General features: G+C 71.3%; 12 protein-coding genes. 4 read left to right on the top strand and 8 right to left on the bottom strand.

All coding sequences use genetic code 11. From position 1 onward, the window contains the following. Positions 1-20 precede the first annotated feature (20 nt). Positions 21-2,138: a SpoIIE family protein phosphatase gene (locus tag ABZ642_RS10870; RefSeq protein WP_360480549.1), complete on the bottom strand. Its 2,118-nt coding sequence runs from the start codon at positions 2,136-2,138 to the stop codon at positions 21-23. A 169-nt stretch (positions 2,139-2,307) separates the two neighbouring features. Here ABZ642_RS10870 and aspS point away from each other — a divergent pair, with 169 nt between their 5' ends. Continuing rightward, positions 2,308-4,071 (top strand): aspartate--tRNA ligase, encoded by a 1,764-nt coding sequence (gene aspS / locus ABZ642_RS10865; protein ID WP_360480546.1) that lies wholly within the window; start codon positions 2,308-2,310, stop codon positions 4,069-4,071. Between the two features lie 132 nt (positions 4,072-4,203). Next, positions 4,204-5,118 (top strand): intradiol ring-cleavage dioxygenase, encoded by a 915-nt coding sequence (locus ABZ642_RS10860; RefSeq protein ID WP_360480543.1) that lies wholly within the window; start codon positions 4,204-4,206, stop codon positions 5,116-5,118. Positions 5,119-5,205: 87 nt separating this feature from the next. On the opposite strand, the gene ABZ642_RS10855 is transcribed toward ABZ642_RS10860, so the two are convergent. Then, positions 5,206-5,679, bottom strand: a complete 474-nt coding sequence (locus ABZ642_RS10855) for a hypothetical protein (protein WP_360480540.1) — start codon at positions 5,677-5,679, stop codon at positions 5,206-5,208. 239 nt (positions 5,680-5,918) lie between these two features. On the opposite strand from ABZ642_RS10855, the gene ABZ642_RS10850 reads away from it, so the two are divergent. Next, the gene (locus tag ABZ642_RS10850) at positions 5,919-7,271 is read left to right on the top strand and encodes a polysaccharide lyase family 1 protein (protein WP_360480537.1); all 1,353 of its coding nucleotides are present in this window, start codon (positions 5,919-5,921) and stop codon (positions 7,269-7,271) included. A 73-nt stretch (positions 7,272-7,344) separates the two neighbouring features. On the opposite strand, the gene ABZ642_RS10845 is transcribed toward ABZ642_RS10850, so the two are convergent. From ABZ642_RS10845 to ABZ642_RS10825, 5 genes are all read right to left on the bottom strand, one after another. Next, positions 7,345-8,823 (bottom strand): polysaccharide pyruvyl transferase family protein, encoded by a 1,479-nt coding sequence (locus ABZ642_RS10845; protein ID WP_360480534.1) that lies wholly within the window; start codon positions 8,821-8,823, stop codon positions 7,345-7,347. Positions 8,824-8,997: 174 nt separating this feature from the next. Further along, positions 8,998-10,716, bottom strand: coding sequence for a methionine--tRNA ligase (gene metG, locus ABZ642_RS10840; protein ID WP_360480532.1), 1,719 nt, complete (start codon positions 10,714-10,716; stop codon positions 8,998-9,000). Between the two features lie 156 nt (positions 10,717-10,872). Beyond that, the gene (locus ABZ642_RS10835) at positions 10,873-12,300 is read right to left on the bottom strand and encodes a VWA domain-containing protein (RefSeq protein ID WP_360480529.1); all 1,428 of its coding nucleotides are present in this window, start codon (positions 12,298-12,300) and stop codon (positions 10,873-10,875) included. Positions 12,301-12,930: 630 nt separating this feature from the next. After that, positions 12,931-14,877 (bottom strand): FUSC family protein, encoded by a 1,947-nt coding sequence (locus tag ABZ642_RS10830; protein ID WP_360480526.1) that lies wholly within the window; start codon positions 14,875-14,877, stop codon positions 12,931-12,933. A gap of 341 nt (positions 14,878-15,218) precedes the next feature. Beyond that, positions 15,219-16,007 carry an alpha/beta hydrolase gene (locus ABZ642_RS10825; protein ID WP_360480524.1) on the bottom strand — a complete coding sequence of 263 codons (789 nt, stop codon included), beginning with the start codon at positions 16,005-16,007 and terminating at the stop codon, positions 15,219-15,221. Between the two features lie 79 nt (positions 16,008-16,086). Between ABZ642_RS10825 and ABZ642_RS10820 the strand changes: the two genes are divergently transcribed. Next, positions 16,087-17,412, top strand: coding sequence for a PLP-dependent aminotransferase family protein (locus ABZ642_RS10820; protein ID WP_360480521.1), 1,326 nt, complete (start codon positions 16,087-16,089; stop codon positions 17,410-17,412). Between the two features lie 19 nt (positions 17,413-17,431). Here ABZ642_RS10820 and ABZ642_RS10815 read toward each other — a convergent pair whose 3' ends face one another. Then, positions 17,432-18,409 (bottom strand): hypothetical protein, encoded by a 978-nt coding sequence (locus tag ABZ642_RS10815; protein WP_360481296.1) that lies wholly within the window; start codon positions 18,407-18,409, stop codon positions 17,432-17,434. Between the last annotated feature and the right edge of the window lie 216 nt (positions 18,410-18,625).

The raw sequence follows: 18,625 nt of genomic DNA, 5'->3' as shown, positions 1-18,625 counted from the left end.
CGCCCGGCCCCGTGGCTCCCTTACCCCTCGCAGCCCTCGTGGCCCTCGTACAGCTCGAACCAGATGCTCTTGCCCTCCCCGCGCGGCGCGACGCCCCAGGCCTCGGCCAGGAGCTCGATCAGGACCAGGCCCCGGCCGGAGGAGGCCAGCTCCCCGGGGCGGCGCTTGTGCGGGAGGTCGTCGCCGGCGTCCGTGACCTCGACGCGCAGCCGGCGCTCCGGGGCCTGGCCCCAGACCTCGGCGAGCAGCAGCGCGTCCGCGTCGGTGTGCACCAGTACGTTCGTGAGCATCTCGGAGACCAGCAGCACCGCCGAGTCGACCTGGTCGGGCGAGTCCCAGTCGTGCAGCAGCTCGCGCAGCTGCTGGCGGGCCTCGGCGATCCGCTCGGGCTCGTCCTGGGCCACCGACAGCAGGGTGCGGCGGACCCGGGGCCGTACGGCGATGGTCCCGTCGTCGCGTACGGCGCCCGGCCGGGACAGCAGCAGGACCGCGATGTCGTCCTCGCGGCGGTCGGCCAGCGGTCCGGTGGTGTGGTGCGAGGAGGGGCCGTGCACGGCCTGCACCAGGGCGTCGGCCAGTTTCTCCAGGTCGCTGTCGTGGTCCTCCATGATCGCCCGGACCCGCTGCCAGCCGCTCTCGATGTCATGGCCGCCGGTCTCGATCAGACCGTCGGTGCACATCATCATGATCTCGCCGGGTTCGAGGGTGAACCGCGTGGTCGGATAGTCCGCGTCGGGGTCGATGCCGAGCGGTAGCCCGCCCGCCGTCGGCCGTCGCAGCACCGTGCCGTCTGCCATCCGGATCGCCGGGTCGAGATGGCCCGCGCGGGCGATCTCCAGCACCCCGGTCACCGGGTCCGCCTCGACGTACAGGCAGGTCGCGAACCGCGTGTCGGCGATCTCCTCGTCGTAGGTGATCCCGTGCAGGAAACGGGAGGCCCGGGTGAGGACCGCGTCCGGGCGGTGGCCCTCGGAGGCGTAGGCGCGCAGCGCGATCCGGAGCTGGCCCATGATGCCCGCGGCGCGTACGTCATGGCCCTGGACGTCCCCGATGACCAGCGCGAACCGGCCGGACGGCAGCGGGATCATGTCGTACCAGTCGCCGCCCACCTGGAGTCCGCCGCCGGTCGGGATGTAGCGGGCGGCCGCGTCCATGCCGGGTATCTCGGGGCCGAGCGTCGGCAGCATGGAGCGCTGGAGACCGTCGGTCAGCTCCCGCTCCGAGTCGGCGATCCCGGCCCGGGACAGGGCCTGCGCCAGCATCCGGGCGACCGTGGTGAGCACGGACCGCTCGTCGGGTGTGAACGACACCGGGTAGGTGAACCCCGCCATCCAGGCGCCCATGGTCCGCCCGGCCACCGTCAGCGGCAGAAAGGCCCAGGACCGGCGGCCGAACCGCTTGGCCAGCGGCCAGGTGACCGGGTAGCGGGACCGGTACTGCTCGGCCGAGGAGATGTAGACGGCCCGGCCCGTCCGTACCACCTCCGCCGCCGGGTAGTCGGTGTCCAGCGGCATGCTGGTGAAGGGGCTGTCCTCGTCGATCTGCTGACCGTGGTGGCCGATCATCATCAGCCGGTCGCCCTTGACTCCGAAGACGGCCAGCCCGTCCGGGGAGAACCCGGGCATCGACAGGCCCCCGGCGACCCGCAGCACCTCCTCGGTGGATCGCGCCTCGGCCAGTGCCCGGCCCGCGTCCAGCAGGAACGCCTCGCGGGAGCGCCGCCAGTCGCCGGTGACCGGATGCTGGGCGGCGGTGCCGGGGGACGGCTCGGAGACCTCCTGAATGGTGCCCGTGACCCGGTAGACGCGCTCCTTGGAGTCGTACACCGGGCGAAAACGGCTGCGGACGGTACGGATCAGCCGGCCCCGCTCGTCCATGACCCGCAGTCGTACCTCGCCGAGCGTGCCCTCGGTGGCGGCCAGCCGGGTGATGCTGGTGTTCTCGTTCCAGTCCACCGGGTGGAAACGGGACCGGACCAGGGCTTCCGAGAGAAGGGACGGTTCGGCCGGCAGCCCTATGAGCCGCGCCGCCTCCGCATCCGCGGTGACCAGCCCGGTGGCCGTGTCCCAGTGCCACAGCCCGGTCGCGAGGGCGGCGAGGACGTCCTCCACGGCGGGCAGGGGCTCGCCAGTTCGCATTGCCCCACTTTAGGAAGATGAGATCGAAAAAAGCTACCGATCACCTCCCTGGTAATGGGGGGAGTCGGCCCTGGGGGGCCCGGTACGCTGGGTGGTGTTTCACGTGAAACACCAGCGTGAACACCAGGCTGTCACCACACCCCGATCCGCGAAGGCTGGATGAACCACGATGCATCGGTACAGGTCCCACACCTGCGGCGAGCTCCGCTCCTCTGACGTCGGCACCGACGTCCGACTGAGTGGCTGGCTGCACAATCGGCGCGACCTGGGCGGCATCCTCTTCATCGATCTGCGCGATCACTACGGCATCACCCAGCTGGTGGCACGTCCGGGCACGCCTGCCTATGAGGCCCTGGACAAGCTCAGCAAGGAGTCGACGGTGCGGGTCGACGGCAAGGTCGTCTCCCGCGGAACCGAGAACATCAACCCCGACCTGCCCACCGGCGAGGTCGAGGTCGAGGTCGGCGAGGTCGAGCTGCTCGGTGCGGCCGCCCCGCTGCCGTTCACGATCAACGCCGAGGACGGGGTCAACGAGGAGCGGCGCCTGGAGTACCGCTTCCTGGACCTGCGCCGCGAGCGCATGCACCGCAACATCATGCTGCGTACGGCCGTGATCTCGGCCATCCGCCACAAGATGGTCGCCCTCGGCTTCAACGAGATGGCCACCCCGATCCTCACCGCGACCTCCCCCGAGGGTGCCCGTGACTTCGTGGTGCCGTCCCGCCTGAACCCGGGCAAGTTCTACGCGCTGCCGCAGGCCCCGCAGCAGTTCAAGCAGCTGCTGATGATCTCCGGCTTCGACCGCTACTTCCAGATCGCGCCCTGCTTCCGCGACGAGGACGCCCGCGCCGACCGCTCGCCGGGCGAGTTCTACCAGCTCGACGTCGAGATGAGCTTCGTCGAGCAGGAGGACGTCTTCCGCCCGATCGAGCAGCTGATGACCGAGCTGTTCACGGAGTTCGGCGGTGGCCACGAGGTCACCTCGCCGTTCCCGCGGATCCCGTTCCGCGAGGCGATGCTGAAGTACGGCTCCGACAAGCCGGACCTGCGCGCCCAGCTGGAGCTGGTCGACATCACCGACATCTTCGAGGGCTCGGAGTTCAAGGCCTTCGCCGGCAAGCACGTCCGCGCGCTGCCGGTGCCGGCGGTCCAGGACCAGCCCCGCAAGTTCTTCGACCAGCTCGGTGACTTCGCGGTCTCGCAGGGCGCCAAGGGCCTGGCCTGGGTCCGCGTCGCCGAGGACGGCTCGCTCTCCGGCCCGATCGCCAAGTTCCTCACCGAGGACAACGTCGCCGAGCTGACCAAGCGGCTCCAGCTGGCCGCCGGTCACGCCGTCTTCTTCGGCGCGGGCGAGTTCGACGAAGTCTCCAAGATCATGGGCGCGGTGCGTGTCGAGGCCGCCAAGCGCGCCGGGCACTTCGAGGAGAACGTCTTCCGGTTCTGCTGGATCGTCGACTTCCCGATGTTCGAGAAGGACGAGGAGACCGGCAGGATCGACTTCTCGCACAACCCGTTCTCGATGCCCCAGGGTGGCATGGAGGCCCTGGAGACCCAGGACCCGCTGGACATCCTGGCCTGGCAGTACGACATCGTGTGCAACGGCGTCGAGCTGTCCTCCGGCGCGATCCGGAACCACGAGCCGGACATCATGCTCAAGGCGTTCGGCATCGCCGGCTACGACGAGGAGACCGTCGAGCGCGAGTTCGCCGGCATGCTGCGCGCGCTGCGCTTCGGCGCCCCGCCGCACGGTGGCATCGCCCCGGGCGTGGACCGCATCGTGATGCTCCTCGCCGACGAGCCCAACATCCGCGAGACCATCGCCTTCCCGCTCAACGGCAACGCCCAGGACCTGATGATGGGCGCGCCGACCGAGCTGGACGAGGCCCGCCTGCGCGAGCTGCACCTGACCATCCGGAAGCCGCAGCCGAAGTAGGGCGTACAGAAGCAGCACAGCTGAAGGAAAGGCTCGAAACCGGCGTCGGTTTCGAGCCTTTCGCTTGCGCACCGCGATTCACAGCTCGCTCCGATGTTCCCACCGACTCCGGCTTGTCTACGGTCCCTGACCATGACAGACACCCACACCCCCACTGATGCCCAATCCCCGGAAGAAAGAAGAAGGTTGGCCCGTCGTACGGTCCTGGCGGCGGGCAGTGTGGCCGTGACCGCGGTGGGCGTCGGCAGCGCCTTCGCCGCGAGCGACGGCACCGCCGCGGAGCAGGGCACCCAAGCCGCGGCCTCGCCCTCGTCCTCGGAGGGCGCCTGCTACAAGCTCACTTCCGAACTGGTCGAGGGCCCGTACTACATCGACGCCGACAAGCTCCGCCAGGACGTCACCGAGGACCAGGAGGGCATCCCCCTGCACCTCACCCTCAAGGTGATCGACGCGGAGACCTGCAAGCCGCTCAGGAACGCGGCCGTGGACATATGGCACTGCAACGCGACGGGCATCTACTCGGGGTACGAGGAGATGGGCAGCGGCGGTGGCGGCACCCCGCCGACCGGCCCCCCGCCGACCGACGCGCCCACCGGCACCCCCACCGGCCCCCCGCCCGGCGGTGGCGGCGGCCATCAGGAGCCGACCGACGACACCCGCTACCTGCGCGGCACCTGGCACACGGACCGGCACGGGCACGTCACCTTCAAGACCGTCTTCCCCGGCTGGTACCAGGGCCGGTGCGTCCACATCCACGTCAAGGTGCACGTGGACGGCGAGTGGACGGACGCCGGATACGAGGGCGGCCACACCTGCCACACGGGCCAGCTGTTCTTCGACGAGAAGTCGGTGCTGCTGTCGGCCGACGTGGAGCCGTACGCGAGCAACACCACCACCCGCACCACCCTCGACGGGGACAGCATCTACCCGGACAACGGGCACGAGGGCGGCCTGCTCTACCTGAAGTACAACCGCCACCACATCGCCCGAGGCGTCCGCGCCCATCTGACGCTGGGTGTCGAGCCGGACGAGACGAGCAACGGCTGACATCCGTGAGACATCCGCGACGCGGGCGCCCGGGACTCGGAAAGGAAGACCCCGGGCGCCTCCGGATTCGCCGGCCCCTCGGGGGTGTCAGGTGTCGTACCGGCCGTCCCAGGGCTCACCGAAGCCCAGGTGGTCCGGGTAGAGCTCGGCCCATCCCCCGTCGTCGTCCTCCTTCGCCACCAGCCCGAAGAACACGCCGTCCACCACGAGCTGGAACGGGCGTATCGCGATGTCCGTGTACGTCCGCCTCGGCAGGCTGCGCAGCATGTTCGCCATGTGTGCGCGGGCCCGCACCAGCACCGACCCGGTGCCGTCCGGAACGCGCTGCTGCTCGGCCCAGCTGCCCGCGCACCAGATCTGCGAGTCGCGGTAGTGCCCCTCGGCGTCGAAGAGATGCAGCACCGAGTAGAGCCGTTTCTGCTCCTCCCAGCCCTCGTCGAGCCGGAACCCCTCGGGGAACGCGTAGGTGACCGACGCCAGGAACTGTCCGTCGGTGTAGTGACCGATGGCCTCGGTACGGCCGTGGGGCTCGTAGGCGATCGGGATGAGCTCAGGTGCCATGGCGAAACCATACGGATGTGTTGTGGACATGCGAAGGTCGGGGCGGGCCGGTGCCACCCACCGGACTGTCCGGCCGGGCAACGGCTGCCTGGGTCAACTTTCGCCGCCCGCTTCCTGGATGGGCACCACCCCGCAGAAAAATTCACGGCAACCTTTTCGATCTCCACAACCACAGAGGAGTGAGGCCCGCCCCCAGCGGGCCCGTTTCCCGTACTTCGGAAGTATGTAAGGACTCCCCCGTGGCCTCTGCCTCTCACCGTCGGTCTCTTCGTACGCGACGTACCCTCGTCGTCTCCGCCGCTGTCGTCGCCGCCGGCGTCGGTGCCGGCGCGCTCGTGCTGAGCGCGAACGCCACGTCGGCCGTCGACCTGTACGACCAGACGCTCGCCGCCAAGGACGGCTGGGCGTCGTCCGGTTCCGGTACGACCGGTGGGGCGAAGGCCGACTCAGCGCACACCTTCACCGTCTCGACCCGCGCCCAGCTGGTGAAGGCGCTGGGGTCGGCGTCCGACACCACCCCGCGCGTCATCAAGGTCAAGGGCACCATCGACGCCAACACGGACGGCAGTGGCAAGAAGCTGACCTGCGCCGACTACGCGGCCGGTACGGGGTACTCGCTGAGCGCCTACCTGAAGGCGTTCGACCCGTCGACGTACGGCCGCTCCAAGCTGCCCTCCGGGACCCAGGAGACGGCGCGGGCCGCCGCGCAGAAGAAGCAGGCCGCGAACATCGTCTTCAAGGTGCCCGCCAACACCTCGATCGTCGGCGTCCCCGGCACCAAGGCCGGCATCACCGGCGGCATGCTCCAGATCCAGAGCGTCGACAACGTCATCGTCCGCAACCTGGCCTTCTCCGACACCGAGGACTGCTTCCCGCAGTGGGACCCGACCGACGGCGACGACGGCAACTGGAACTCCGCGTACGACTCGGTGACGCTGCGCGGGGCGACGCACGTCTGGACCGACCACAACACGTTCAGCGACGCCGGGCACTTCGACAGCACCAATCCGAAGTACTACGGCCGTGAGTACCAGGTCCACGACGGCGAACTCGACATCACCAAGAGCTCGGACCTGGTGACCGTCGAGCAGAACCAGTTCACCAGCCACGACAAGACGATGCTGATCGGCAGCAGCGACAGCGAGCCCGGCGGCAAGCTGCGCGTCACCCTGCACCACAACGTCTGGAAGGGCATCGTCCAGCGCGCCCCGCTGACCCGTGTCGGCCGGGTGCACCTCTACAACAACTACTACGACGTCACGACCCTCAACGGCTACGCGCCGCAGTACAGCATCAACTCCCGCGCGAAGGCCCAGGTCGTGGCGCAGAACAACTACTGGACCGTGCCCAGCTCCAGCAAGGTCTCCAAGCTGCTGAGCGGCGACGGCACCGGCTCGGTCGCGGGCAGCGGCAACCTCGTCAACGGCACGACGACCGACCTCGTCGCCGCCTACAACGCCGCGAACTCGAAGAAGATCAAGACGACGGTCGACTGGACCCCGGTCCTGACGGCGGGCCTGGAGAGCAGCGCCGGGAACCTGCCGGCGGAGCTGGCGAAGACGGCGGGCGCCGGGGTGCTCACCGCGAGCTGAGAAACGCTCGGCCCCCGGACGCGTGTGGAGGATCCGGGGGCCGGTGCACGGGCGCGCGGGGCGGTGGCGGTGGTCAGTCCTGTCGCGGGCTGCGCATGCGGCGGCGCAGGGCCGGGCCGAGGCGGACCAGTACTCGCTTGTCGATGCCGGTGACCCGGCGCTCCACCGCGGACAGCTGCTTGGTGGCGGCGGTCAGTTCCTTGCGGAGGGCGTCGAGCTGGCTGGTCGTCTCGGTCGCGCGCTTCTCGGCGGTGGCCAGCCGGTTGCGCAGCTCCTTGTTCTCCTTGGCGTGCTGGGCGGCCTTCGTGTCGGCCGCGGTGATCCGCTCGCGCAGCCGGGTGATCCGGTACCGCATCTGGCCGTCGTCCCCGCCGTCCCAGACCGGCATCGACGCGGGCAGGTCGAGGGCGGCCAGCCGGGCGTCGAAGGCGGCGCCGCCGTCGCCGTGCGTGTAGGTGTTCCGCAGGTCGTTGCGGTCGAGGAAGGCGATGATGCGCTCGAAGCGCTCACCGTGCCCCTTGAGCATCGCGGAGAAGTCGGCGTCCTCGTACAGCTCCCGCGGGTCGGTGTCGGCGCCCAGTTCGGTGAGCGCGCGGTGCGGGATGTCGAAGTAGCGGCACAATTCGAGGGTGCGTGAGTCGTGGGTGAGGACCACGCTCGGGGTGCCGGCCAGCAGGGCGGCGACATTGCCGTGGATACGGGTGCCGTAGGCGAAGTCGTAGCCGCGCAGCTCGTCGATCCAGGTGGCCGGGTCCAGCGGCATGCGGACCTTGTTCTCCTGGAGCAGGGCGTGGCTGAGCTGGAGCGGGAAGGGGTCCGTGTGCCCGGACTCCGGCGAGGTGTCGCCCCACATCAGCAGTTCCGCGTCGACGGTGTTCTGCGCGTAGTAGGTGAGGTGGGGGTAGCGCTCCCACGCGTGCCGGGCCAGGCCCGATATGTCGCCGACGGGTATCGCGTCCGGCGACAGGTTGAGGGCGATGCGTGAGGCGGCGCTCAGCTCCGTGGCCCGGATCTCCGGGAAGGTGTCGCCGTACAGGAACATCGACGGGCAGCCGATGATGTCGATGTCCTTGAAGCCGAGGCTCTTGAGGTAGTCCGAGGTCAGTTCGCCGCGTACGCCGATGGAGGCGGAGCGGTCCAGGACGGCGCGGGCGAAGCGGCGGACCGAGTCCGCCATGGGCTTCAGCCAGCCGGTGTCGTAGTCCGCGGGGGCCTGGGCGCCGACGCCGAACACCACGACCGGGATGGTGAGTTGCTCGATCAGCGTGGTGAGCCGGTCCAGGGAGGCCTGGAACGTCGGGCGGAAGGCGTTGGCGAGCGGGACGACGAAGACGTCGTACTGCTCGTTGATCTCCGCGGCCCGGCGGGCCGAGGGGTCGGTGCGGATGCCGTTGGACGTCACCTCGGTGTCCGGGGTGGTCAGCATCTTGTGGGCCGAGTCGCTGAAGAGCAGGTTCCCGGTATTCGTTCCGATCAGGTCCTGGTGGATGAACTCTGCCGGAGTGGCGACACGGAACGGGCTCTTCCCGGAACGGATCAGAATGCGTTTCACGAGCCGCACACTATCCCGGAGGTAAACGTGTGGTGAAGGTGCGGTAAGAGTCTGCTAGGTCTCTTTCCTGGGACTTACCTCACGCCGAAGGCACCTCACGCCGAAGGCCCGGCGGGAGGGGGTCCTCCTGCCGGGCCTTCGGCGGTGCGTGTGGCGCGTGTGGCGCGGGCGGGGCTAAGCGGCGGTGGTGCCGCCGAAGCGTTCCTTGTACGTCTCCAGGTCCTCGTCCGTGAGCTTGGCGAAGAGGACCGGGGGGACCGTGAAGGGGGTGCCGGCGGGGACGGCGGTCAGAGCCTTCGCCTCGGCGGCGGTGACCCAGACGGCCGTGTCCTCGGTCAGGGCGAACGCCTCGCGCATGGTCTTCGCCGTCGCCGGGATGAAGGGTTCCGAGACCACCGCGTAGAGGTGGATCAGGTTCATCGCCGTGCGCAGGGTCAGGGCCGCGCCGTCCTTGTCCGTCTTGATCTCCAGCCAGGGGGCCTTCTCCTCCAGGTAGGAGTTGCCGGCCGACCAGAGGGCGCGCAGGGCCGCCGCGGCCTTGCGGAACTGGAGGGACTCCATCTGCGACTCGTACTCGGCGAGGAGTTCGGCGATCTGCTCGCCCAGCTTCGCCTCCGCCTCGCCGGGCTCGCCGTCGGCCGGGACATCCTCGCCGAAGCGCTTCTTGGAGAAGGACAGGACGCGGTTGACGAAGTTGCCGAGGGTGTCGGCCAGGTCCTTGTTCACCGTGGCCGTGAAGTGCTCCCAGGTGAAGGAGGAGTCGTCCGACTCGGGGGCGTTGGCGATCAGGAAGTAGCGCCAGTAGTCGGCGGGCAGGATGTCCAGGGCCTGGTCGGTGAAGACGCCGCGCTTCTGCGAGGTCGAGAACTTGCCGCCGTAGTACGTCAGCCAGTTGAAGGCCTTGACGTAGTCGACCTTCTTCCACGGCTCGCGCACCCCGAGTTCGGTGGCCGGGAACATCACCGTGTGGAAGGGGACGTTGTCCTTCGCCATGAACTCCGTGTAGCGGACGTCGTTGTCGACGTCGTACCACCAGGACTTCCAGTCCCGGGTGGACGGGTCCTGGTCGGACCACTCCTTCGTCGCGCCGATGTACTCGATCGGGGCGTCGAACCAGACGTAGAAGACCTTGCCCTCCGCCGCCAGCTCCGGCCAGGTGTCGGCCGGGACCGGGACGCCCCAGTCCAGGTCACGGGTGATCGCCCGGTCGTGCAGGCCCTCGGTCAGCCACTTGTGGGCGATCGAGGAGGCCAGCTGCGGCCAGTCCTTGTCGTGCTTCGAGACCCATTCGCGGACCTCGTTCTCCAGCTTGGACTGGAGGAGGAAGAGGTGCTTGGTCTCGCGGATCTCCAGGTCCGTGGAGCCGGAGATCGCCGAGCGCGGGTTGATCAGGTCGGTCGGGTCCAGCACGCGGGTGCAGTTCTCGCACTGGTCGCCGCGGGCCTTGTCGTAGCCGCAGTGCGGGCAGGTGCCCTCGACGTAGCGGTCCGGGAGGAAGCGGCCGTCCACCGGGGAGTACACCTGGCGGATCGACCGCTCCTCGATGAAGCCGTTCTCGTTCAGGCGGCGGGCGAAGTGCTGGGTGATCTCGCGGTTCTCGGGGCTGGAGCTGCGGCCGAAGTAGTCGAACGCGAGCGCGAAGCCGTCGTAGACCGCCTTCTGGGCGTCGTGCGCCTGGGCGCAGAACTCGTCGACCGGGAGGCCCTGCTCCTTGGCCGCGAGTTCGGCGGGGGTGCCGTGCTCGTCCGTCGCGCAGATGTAGAGGACGTCGTGGCCGCGCTGGCGGAGATACCGCGAGTACACGTCCGCCGGGAGCATGGACCCCACCATGTTGCCCAGGTGCTTGATCCCGTTGATGTACGGAAGGGCGCTGGTGATGAGGTGTCGAGCCATCGGGGGCTGCTCCCAGGTCGGATTCGTTGCTGCTTTTGCGAACCTTGAAATCGTAGCCGACATGTGTATGCCGCCCGCCTCCCGTTTTGCGGGGTGAGAAGCGGGCGGCATGGGGGCCGTGCGGTGGGTTGTCGCGGCGGGGTGTGCCGCCGGGGCTTACGGGCGCCAGTCGATCAGCACGCCGTCGTAGAGCTCCGCGTCCGTGAGTTCCAGGGGGGTCGGGCCCGCGTGGAAGAAGGCCGTGTTGTCGGTCTTCAGCTTGCGGAGGTAGTCGAAGGCCTTGTTCTCGTGCTCGCCGAACGCGACGAAGGAGAAGAACACCGAGGGGTGGGACTTCGCGGCGTCGGTGAGGGACTGGGTGGCGGGGGTCTTGGCGTCGGGGGCGCCGTCGGTCTGGAAGACGACGAGGGCGGGGGTGGCCGGGGCGCCGGGGGTGGCGTTCTTGTCGTAGTGCGCGAGTACGGCTTCCACGGCGGCGTGGTAGCTGGTGCGGCCCATCCGGCCGAGGCCGGCGTGTGCCTCGTCGATCGCGTTCTCGGGGGAGGCCGGGGTGAGGTCGGTGGTGCCGTCTACCTCGGTGGAGAAGAAGACCACGTGGACGGTGGGGGTGTCGGTGGCCGGGGTGAGGTGGGCGGCGAGGGCGAGGGTCTGGTCGGCGAGGGCCGCGGCGGAGCCGTCCTTGTAGTACGCGCGCATGCTCGCGGAGCGGTCGAGGACGAGGTAGGTGGCGGCGTGGGTGCCGGTGAGGCCGGCCTTGGCGAGGGCGGTGGCTGCGGCGTCGTCGCCGACCGCGGCCTCGGCTTCGCCTTCGGCCGGGTCGTTCTTCCCACCCGCATCACCCGTGACAGTCTCGTTGTCGGGTGCGGGTGGCCCCTGCGGGGCGGATTCGCCGTCGGCGGCCGCGGCGGGTTCGGGGGTGGTGTCGGCCGGAGTGGCCTCGGGGGTGGGCTCCGTGACCGTTTCGGCGGCCGGTTCGGGCGTCGGTTCGGCAGCCGGCTCGGCCTCGGCCTGCGGCTCGGCCACCGCCTCGGGCTCGACCTCCGGCTCGGGAGCGGTGTTCGTCTCGGTGGTCGCCTGTGCGGGCTCGTCCTCGGCCTTCTCGGCCGGGGTGGTGTTCTCGGGCTCGGCGGTGGCGGGCTCCGCCTCCGCGACCGGCTCGGACTCGACCTCGGCCTCCGGCTCAGCCGCCACCTCGGCCAGGGGCTCGGCCTCGGGCTCCGGCACCGGCTCCGCAGTCACGTCGGCCGTGGCCTCGGCTTCGGCCTCCGCCTCGGCCACCGGCGCGGCTCCGGCGTCCGGCGTAGCCACCGGCGCGGCCGCGACCTCAGGCTCAGCCACCATCTCCGCCGCAGCCTCGGCCGGCGCTGCAGTCTCCGCCTCCGCCGTGACCTCTGCCTCGGCCGGCGCTTCCGCCTCCGCCTCCGCCGTGACCTCTGCCTCGGCAGGCGCTTCCGCCTCGGCCTCCGCCGTGACCTCTGCCTCGGCCGGCGCTTCCGCCTTGCCGTCAGCCGCGGCCTCCGGCTCAGCCGGCGCGTCAGCCTCGGCCGCGGCCTCCGGCTCAACGGATGCGGCAGCCTCGGTCACGGTCTCCGGCTCGGCCGGTGCGGCAGGCTCAGCCGCCGCTTCCGGCTCGGTCGGGGGCTCTGCGTGAACCTCGATTTCCGGTTCGATCGTTCGTGACGCCTGCTTCGGCACGGTCACGTTCTCGAACGCCGCCGTTACCAGATCGTGCTCGTCGGTGTTCCCCGGGCGGGGTTCCGGGACCGCCGCAGAGGCGGCCGGTTCCGGTGCTTCCTGCTTCGACGCCGGTGCCGGCGTCGGCTGCGAAGGGAGCTGGTCTGCACCCTCCGCCTCGGCGGGCCGCGGCTTTCGCGACCGGCCGAATGCGTTCCGCAGGAGAGTGAGAATGCCCATGTGCGCAACCCTTCGCGTGAGTTGATACCCGTCAATCACTGGCCAGGACGGACACGTAAGGTTAGCGGCCCCAGGTTGCGATCTTGGGGAGGGTCGATGACTCCTGTCGGGCGTACGGTCGTCGAGTTCAGGCCGCTTCTCAACTCCCCGCCGGTTCCTATTGGTTCACCCCTTGTTCATTCGGCGGCCGCCCGTGTGCGCAACCGCACCCCCGAGGTCACGCTCGCACCACGAGGTCGCAATGGGATAGTAAAGTACGCGAGCTGCTGCCGGTGCCCGCCGAGCGGGGCAGGGCGCGTCCTAGTGCGGGGACGCGATCGCGCGGGCCGCCGCCACCTCCTGGCGGAGGGGTTCCAGGACGCTGTCCGCTGGGCCCGTGAGGTCCGTGCGGACCGCGACCAGGGTTTCCGCCTCGCGGACGCCGTCCGCCAACTCGCGTAGCTGAAGGGCGATCTGGTCCACCTCGGCGCGGGGCGGGGGCGGTGCTCCGTGCCGTACCCGGACCCGGGCCGCCGTCGTCGCGTCGATGATGCGTTCCACGGCGACGACGAGCGGCCACCAGGCGGCCGCCCGCCGTCCCGTCGGCGGCGGCTCGGTCAGGGCGCGCTGGAACTCCGTACGGATGGTGGACAGGTCGCGGTAGAGGCGGCGCCGCATCCGGGCGCGGGCGGCCGGCTCCGCGCCCTCCTCGAAGGCCAGGTCGACGTAGTCCGCGGTGTCCGCGACCGCGCTCGCGAGCTGGTCGCCGACCCGGGTGTGCCAGCTCTCCGGCCAGAGGAGATAGCCGGCGATCAGCGCGATGGCGCAGCCCATCAGGGAGTCGAGGAGGCGGGGCAGGAGCAGGCCGGTGCCCTGGTGGTTCAGTTCGTCGGAGAGGAGCAGGATCACCGGGGTGATGGCGGCCGTCTGGAAGCCGTAGCCCCGGGGGGTGAGGGCGGGGATGAGCGGGGCCAGGAGCAGCATCACCGGGACGTCCGGCCAGCCGCGCGGGACCAGGGTGAGGACGGTCGCCGCCACCACCAGACCCACCACCGTGCCCAGCGCTCGCAGCAGCGCCCGGGAGAAGACCGAGCCGAAGTCGGGCTTGAGGACGAAGGTGATGGTCAGGGCGACCCAGTAGGAGCGCGGGACCGGGACCAGGGAGACCAGCGCCTGCGCGATGCCGATGCACAGGGCCAGGCGGATGCCGTAGCGCCAGGAGTTGGCGGACAGCGCGACGTTGCGGGCGGCGCGGGCGGTGCGGATGCCGAGGGCGGCGGGGCGGCCGAGGCGGTCGTCGAGGCCGCGCGGGTCGACGTCGGGGCTGGTGGCGACCTCGGCGACGTGCCGCAGGGCGTGGTCGACGGCCCGGGCGGTCTCGTTGCGCGGCTCGGGGAGGTCGAGCACGGTCGGGCCGGTGCAGCCGGTGTCGATGGCGTCGGCGATGCGGTGGATCGCCGCCGGGATCTCGGGCGGCAGCGGCTTTCCGGCGAGCCGGGCGGCGGGGGCGGCCTCCACCACCGGGGTGATCGCGTTCAGCTGGGCCAGCATGCGGGTGAGTTCGCGGCTGCGGCCGCGGTACCGGGCCCGCCGGGCCAGGACCAGGTCGTACGACTGGTTCAGCGACTGGGTGACGGTGTGCCGGGCGCGGTCGTACTTCTCGGCGTCGGCGGTGCCGATGGCCGTGAGCTGGTCTGCGACCGTGCGGTAGGTGGCGGCGACCGCCGAGCGTTCGGGTACGCCCGAGCGCAGCGGCCAGGCCAGCAGGGCGAGGAGGAGGATCAGCAGGCCGCCGCCGGTCATCAGGACCGGGGTCAGCCACCAGGCGCCGGGCAGCGGCAGGCCCGCGCCGATCACGGAGTTGAGCAGGAGGAGGAGGCCGGAGACGGAGGACACCGCGCCGATCGTCGAGATCATCCCGGAGATCAGCGCGATGCCGGTGATGACGGCGACCGTCAGCCAGCCCTGGCCGTAGACCAGTGCTCCGGCGGTGACGCCGACGGCGCCGAAGAGCTGGGGGATCGCGATGTTGAGGATCCGCATCCGGTAGGCGTCGGCAGTGTCGCCGATGACCCCGGACAGGGCGCCCATGGAGGCGAGCGCGCCGTACGCGGGCTGTCCGACGGCAAGCCCGATGGTGAGCGGGAGGGCCATGCCGAGGGCGGCGCGGGCCAGGGCGGCCCAGTTGAGGGGCGCGGCCTGCTGGGGCCGGAGGTTCCTTACCAGCCAGTCGGGAGGGGTGAGGCCGATGGGGAACTCGCGGGACATGCGTCCATTATCGGTGCCGGTGCCGGTGCCGGTGCCGGTGCCGGTGCCGGTGCCGGTGGAGCGTGATGTCCACGACGAGGGCGCGGTGGTCGGTGCCGGCCGCCCGGCGCAGCAGCCAGGCGCAAGGCGAGCGAGGCGCCGGCGGGCGAGCGGGGCGCCGAGGGGGGAGGAAGGCGAGGTCGGGGTGCGGGGCCGTGCGCCGCCGTCACCCGGCCCGGATCACCCGGATCACGGCCCTTCGTCCACCGGGATCACGGCCCTTGGTCCACCGGTATCAGGACCCTTCGTCACCGGCATCACGGCCCTTGGCCCACCGGCATCGCAACCCTTCGTCACCGGGATCACGGCCCTTCGTCCACCCGTGCCAGGAACTCCCCCAGCGCTCGGTTGAACTCCTCCGGCCGTTCCAGGTTCGGCAGGTGGGCCGCCGCGTCGATGGTCCGGAGGGTGGCGTCGGGGAGAAGGGCGTGCATGGCCTCGGCGTCGGAGACGGGGGTGTACTCGTCGTCGGTGCCGACCACCACCAGCGCCGGGACCGTGACCTTCGTCAGCAGGGGGCGGTAGTCGGGGCGTTCGGCCCGGCCGCGCAGGGCCGCCGCCGCGCCCTCGGGGTCGGTGGCCGTCATCATGCGGTGGACGTGGGCCTTCACCTGAGGACGGGCGTAGGGGGCGACCATCTTCTCCAGGACCTCGTCGGCGTAGCCCCGCATGCCTTCGCGCAGCAGCCGGTCGGCCATGGCGTTGCGGGCCCGCCTGCCCTCCGGTGTCTCCGGGGTGGGGAAGGTGTCCGCCAGGACCAGGCCCCGCACACGGTCGGCGCCGAAGCGGTCGTAGCACTCCATCGCGATCTGGCCGCCCATCGACAGGCCCACGAGAACGCAGGTCTCCACCTCCAGCGCGTCGAGGAGTTCCGCGAGGTCCGCCGCGAAGCGGGAGAGCGGGGTGACGCCGGGGGTGACCGGGGAGGCGCCGTAGCCGCGCAGGTCGGGGGCGATGACCCGGCGGGAGGGGGCGAAGGCGATGCGCTGGGGGTGCCACATCGTGCGGTCGAAGGGGTGGCCGTGGACCAGCAGCAAGGGGGTTCGCGACGTTTGGGGGTCATTGTCGTCGTATGCGAGGAAGGGGGGCATGTGAACGACCCTAGGTGCGGCCAACTCCTCGGTGCAATAAGATCTTTGCCCTCGGTGCAATGCTGGTGGGGGGATGGCCGTGGACGACTTTCGGGGGATCGCCGACCGGATCGCGCTGGAAATCGCGCGGGGGCGGTTGCGGGCCGGGCAACGGCTGCCTCCGCAGCGGGCGTTCGCACGACGGCACGGCATCGCCCCCTCGACCGCCGGGCGGGTCTACGCCGAACTGGTGCGGCGCGGGCTGGTGGTGGGCGAGGTCGGGCGCGGCACCTTCGTCCGGGCGACCGAGGTCACCCCGCAGGGGCGGGCACTGGTCGAGGACGGCACCGCCCGCGTCAACCTGGAGCTCAACTACCCCTCCGTACCCGGGCAGCCGGAACTACTGGCCCCCGCGCTCGCTCCCCTGCTGCGGCCCGACGCGCTCGGCGACGCGCTGCGCACCGGCGCCACCGACGGCACCCCGCGGGCCCGGGAGGCCGTCGCCGCGCTGCTCGCCACCGGCGACTGGCGGCCCGAACCCGGCCGTGTCCTGTTCACCGGCAACGCCCGGCAGGCGGTCGCCGCCACCCTGGCCTCGCTGGTCCGGCCGGGCGGCCGGGTCGGGGTCGAGCCGCTGACCTATCCGCTGGTCAAGGAGGTAGCGGCCCGGCTCTCCGTGACGCTCGTGCCGGTGGAGACGGACGAGCGGGGGCCCGTCGTCGAGTCCGTGCGCGCCGCGCACCGGTCCGCCCCGCTCGCCGCCCTCTACCTCCAGCCGACCCTGCACAATCCGACCTCCCGGACCGTGCCGACCGAGCGGCGGCTCCAACTCGCCCGCTGTGTGGACGATCTGGCGCTGCCGGTCGTGGAGGACCGGGTCTGGTCGTTTCTGCACACCGGACCCGAGCCACCGCTGGCCGCGCTCGCGCCCGGCCTCGTCCATGTCGTCGACTCGCTCTCCAAGCGGGTCGCGCCCGGGCTCACCGTCGGGTTCGTCGTCGTCCCTCAGGACCGGGTGGACGCGGTGGCGGCGGCCGTGCGGTCCGGGGGGTGGGGGCCGGGGGCGTTCGCACTGGAGGCGGCTGTGCGGTGGATCGGGGACGGGACCGTGGCCCGGCTCGTCGCGGCCAAGCGGGAGCAGGCCGGGCGGCGGCAGGGGCTCGTCCGCGAGCTGCTCGACGGGTACGCCGTACGGGCCGACCCGTGCGGGTACTTCGCCTGGTGGGAACTGCCCGCGCCCTGGCGGGCGGACGGCTTCACGGCGGCCGCGGCGGCGCACGGCATCGGGATCACGCCCGGCACCGCGTTCCGGGTCGACCCGAAGCGCACGCCGGACGCGGTACGGCTCGGGCTCGCCTCGGTGGCCGAGCCCGAGCTGGTGGGGGCGCTGCGCACGCTCGCGGAACTCGCGGCGCGGCGCCCCTGACGTCCGCCGGAGCGGCCGGTCACGGGATGGGCATGTTCTGCCCGGCAGGCTGTGAATCCGTCCTGAGGGAGGCGGCATCGGGCGTGTCGGAGGCCGGTTCCTGCTCCTTGCCCGGACGCCGGCGGACGTGTCCGCCGAGCCAGGCCAGCGCGGCCACCGCCAGGCCGAGGCCCAGCAGCAGCCAGGAGACCGTGCGCAGGGTGGACGTCAGGGCGTCGTAGACGGCGGCCGCGGCCGGGTGCGAGACGTCGGCCGGCAGGCCGGCCAGGGTGAGCCGGCGGCCGAAGGTGAGGGCGAGCCCCAGCAGGCCGCCGCCCAGCGCCGTACCGAGCGCGGTCGCGAGCACCGCACGGCGGCGGTGGACGGCGACGGCGATACCGCCGACCGCGAAGACGGCGGCCGCGACGGGCAGCCAGAAGCCGGCGACTTCGAGCACGTGGAACCCCTTCCGGAGCTGGTCCAGTTCCGCCGCCGGAAGCACCGAAACGGCCGTGTGCTGGACCGGGATACGGGCCGCGAGCGGCACATGGTCCTGGGTGAGCTGGTCCTTGACCTGGGCGGTCACCGGCGCGAGGTCGACGGTCACGGCCTCCTCGCGCTCGTCCTGGAGCGCGCGCAGGATCGCGTCGTGGGTGGCCCGGTTGCCCGCGTCCCAGGCCAGCCGGAACGCCCGGGTCTGGGTGAACGAGCGGACCGCCTCACGCACGAAGGGCGCGACCGTGCCCTGCATCGGTGGGCCGACGTCCACCTCGCGCATGATGCCCTGGCCGACGGTGTCCGCCACCGCGTCCCGGACGTCCGGGTCGTCGGCCAGCGGCGCCATCGAGCTGACGTACTGTCCGGTGTTCGCCAGCCCGTACGCCGCCCAGGCCGCCAGCGCGCCGAACGGCAGCAGCAGACAGGACAGCGCGATCAGCAGGGCCGACAGGGCGTTCCGGTGACGTACGGCCCGGGTGCGCCGTACCGGCCGCGCGGGCCCGGTGGGCGCGGAGGGCACTGGGGGCACGCCTCCAGGCAAGCCCCTGAGGGCGGGTCGGGCGAGCGGTGTGACTGCATCCGGGGCACGGTGGGGCGGCAGGTCGAGCCGAATGGACGACACGGCGGCCGGGGGCGGGCGGCCGGGCGCCGGAAACCCTTGGGGCGCCGTGCTCCGGTGGAGGGTTGGCCCGAACGGGTGTTTCCTGGTCGTGCGGAGATCTCTCCCCCGGTCGAA

This window comes from Streptomyces sp. NPDC007157 (genome assembly GCF_040634235.1).
GTDB lineage: Bacteria > Actinomycetota > Actinomycetes > Streptomycetales > Streptomycetaceae > Streptomyces.
The sequence above is the reverse complement of the archived record's forward strand: the minus strand, read 5'-3'. Positions and strand labels throughout refer to the sequence as shown.

Bases quoted from the DNA above. Each gene is read 5' to 3' on its own strand.
- ABZ642_RS10870 (WP_360480549.1), bottom strand. From the start codon at position 2,138: ATGCGAACTGGCGAGCCCCTGCCCGCCGTGGAGGACGTCCTCGCCGCC.
- aspS (WP_360480546.1), top strand. From the start codon at position 2,308: ATGCATCGGTACAGGTCCCACACCTGCGGCGAGCTCCGCTCCTCTGAC.
- ABZ642_RS10860 (WP_360480543.1), top strand. From the start codon at position 4,204: ATGACAGACACCCACACCCCCACTGATGCCCAATCCCCGGAAGAAAGA.
- ABZ642_RS10855 (WP_360480540.1), bottom strand. From the start codon at position 5,679: ATGGCACCTGAGCTCATCCCGATCGCCTACGAGCCCCACGGCCGTACC.
- metG (WP_360480532.1), bottom strand. From the start codon at position 10,716: ATGGCTCGACACCTCATCACCAGCGCCCTTCCGTACATCAACGGGATC.
- ABZ642_RS10830 (WP_360480526.1), bottom strand. From the start codon at position 14,877: ATGTCCCGCGAGTTCCCCATCGGCCTCACCCCTCCCGACTGGCTGGTA.
- ABZ642_RS10825 (WP_360480524.1), bottom strand. From the start codon at position 16,007: ATGCCCCCCTTCCTCGCATACGACGACAATGACCCCCAAACGTCGCGA.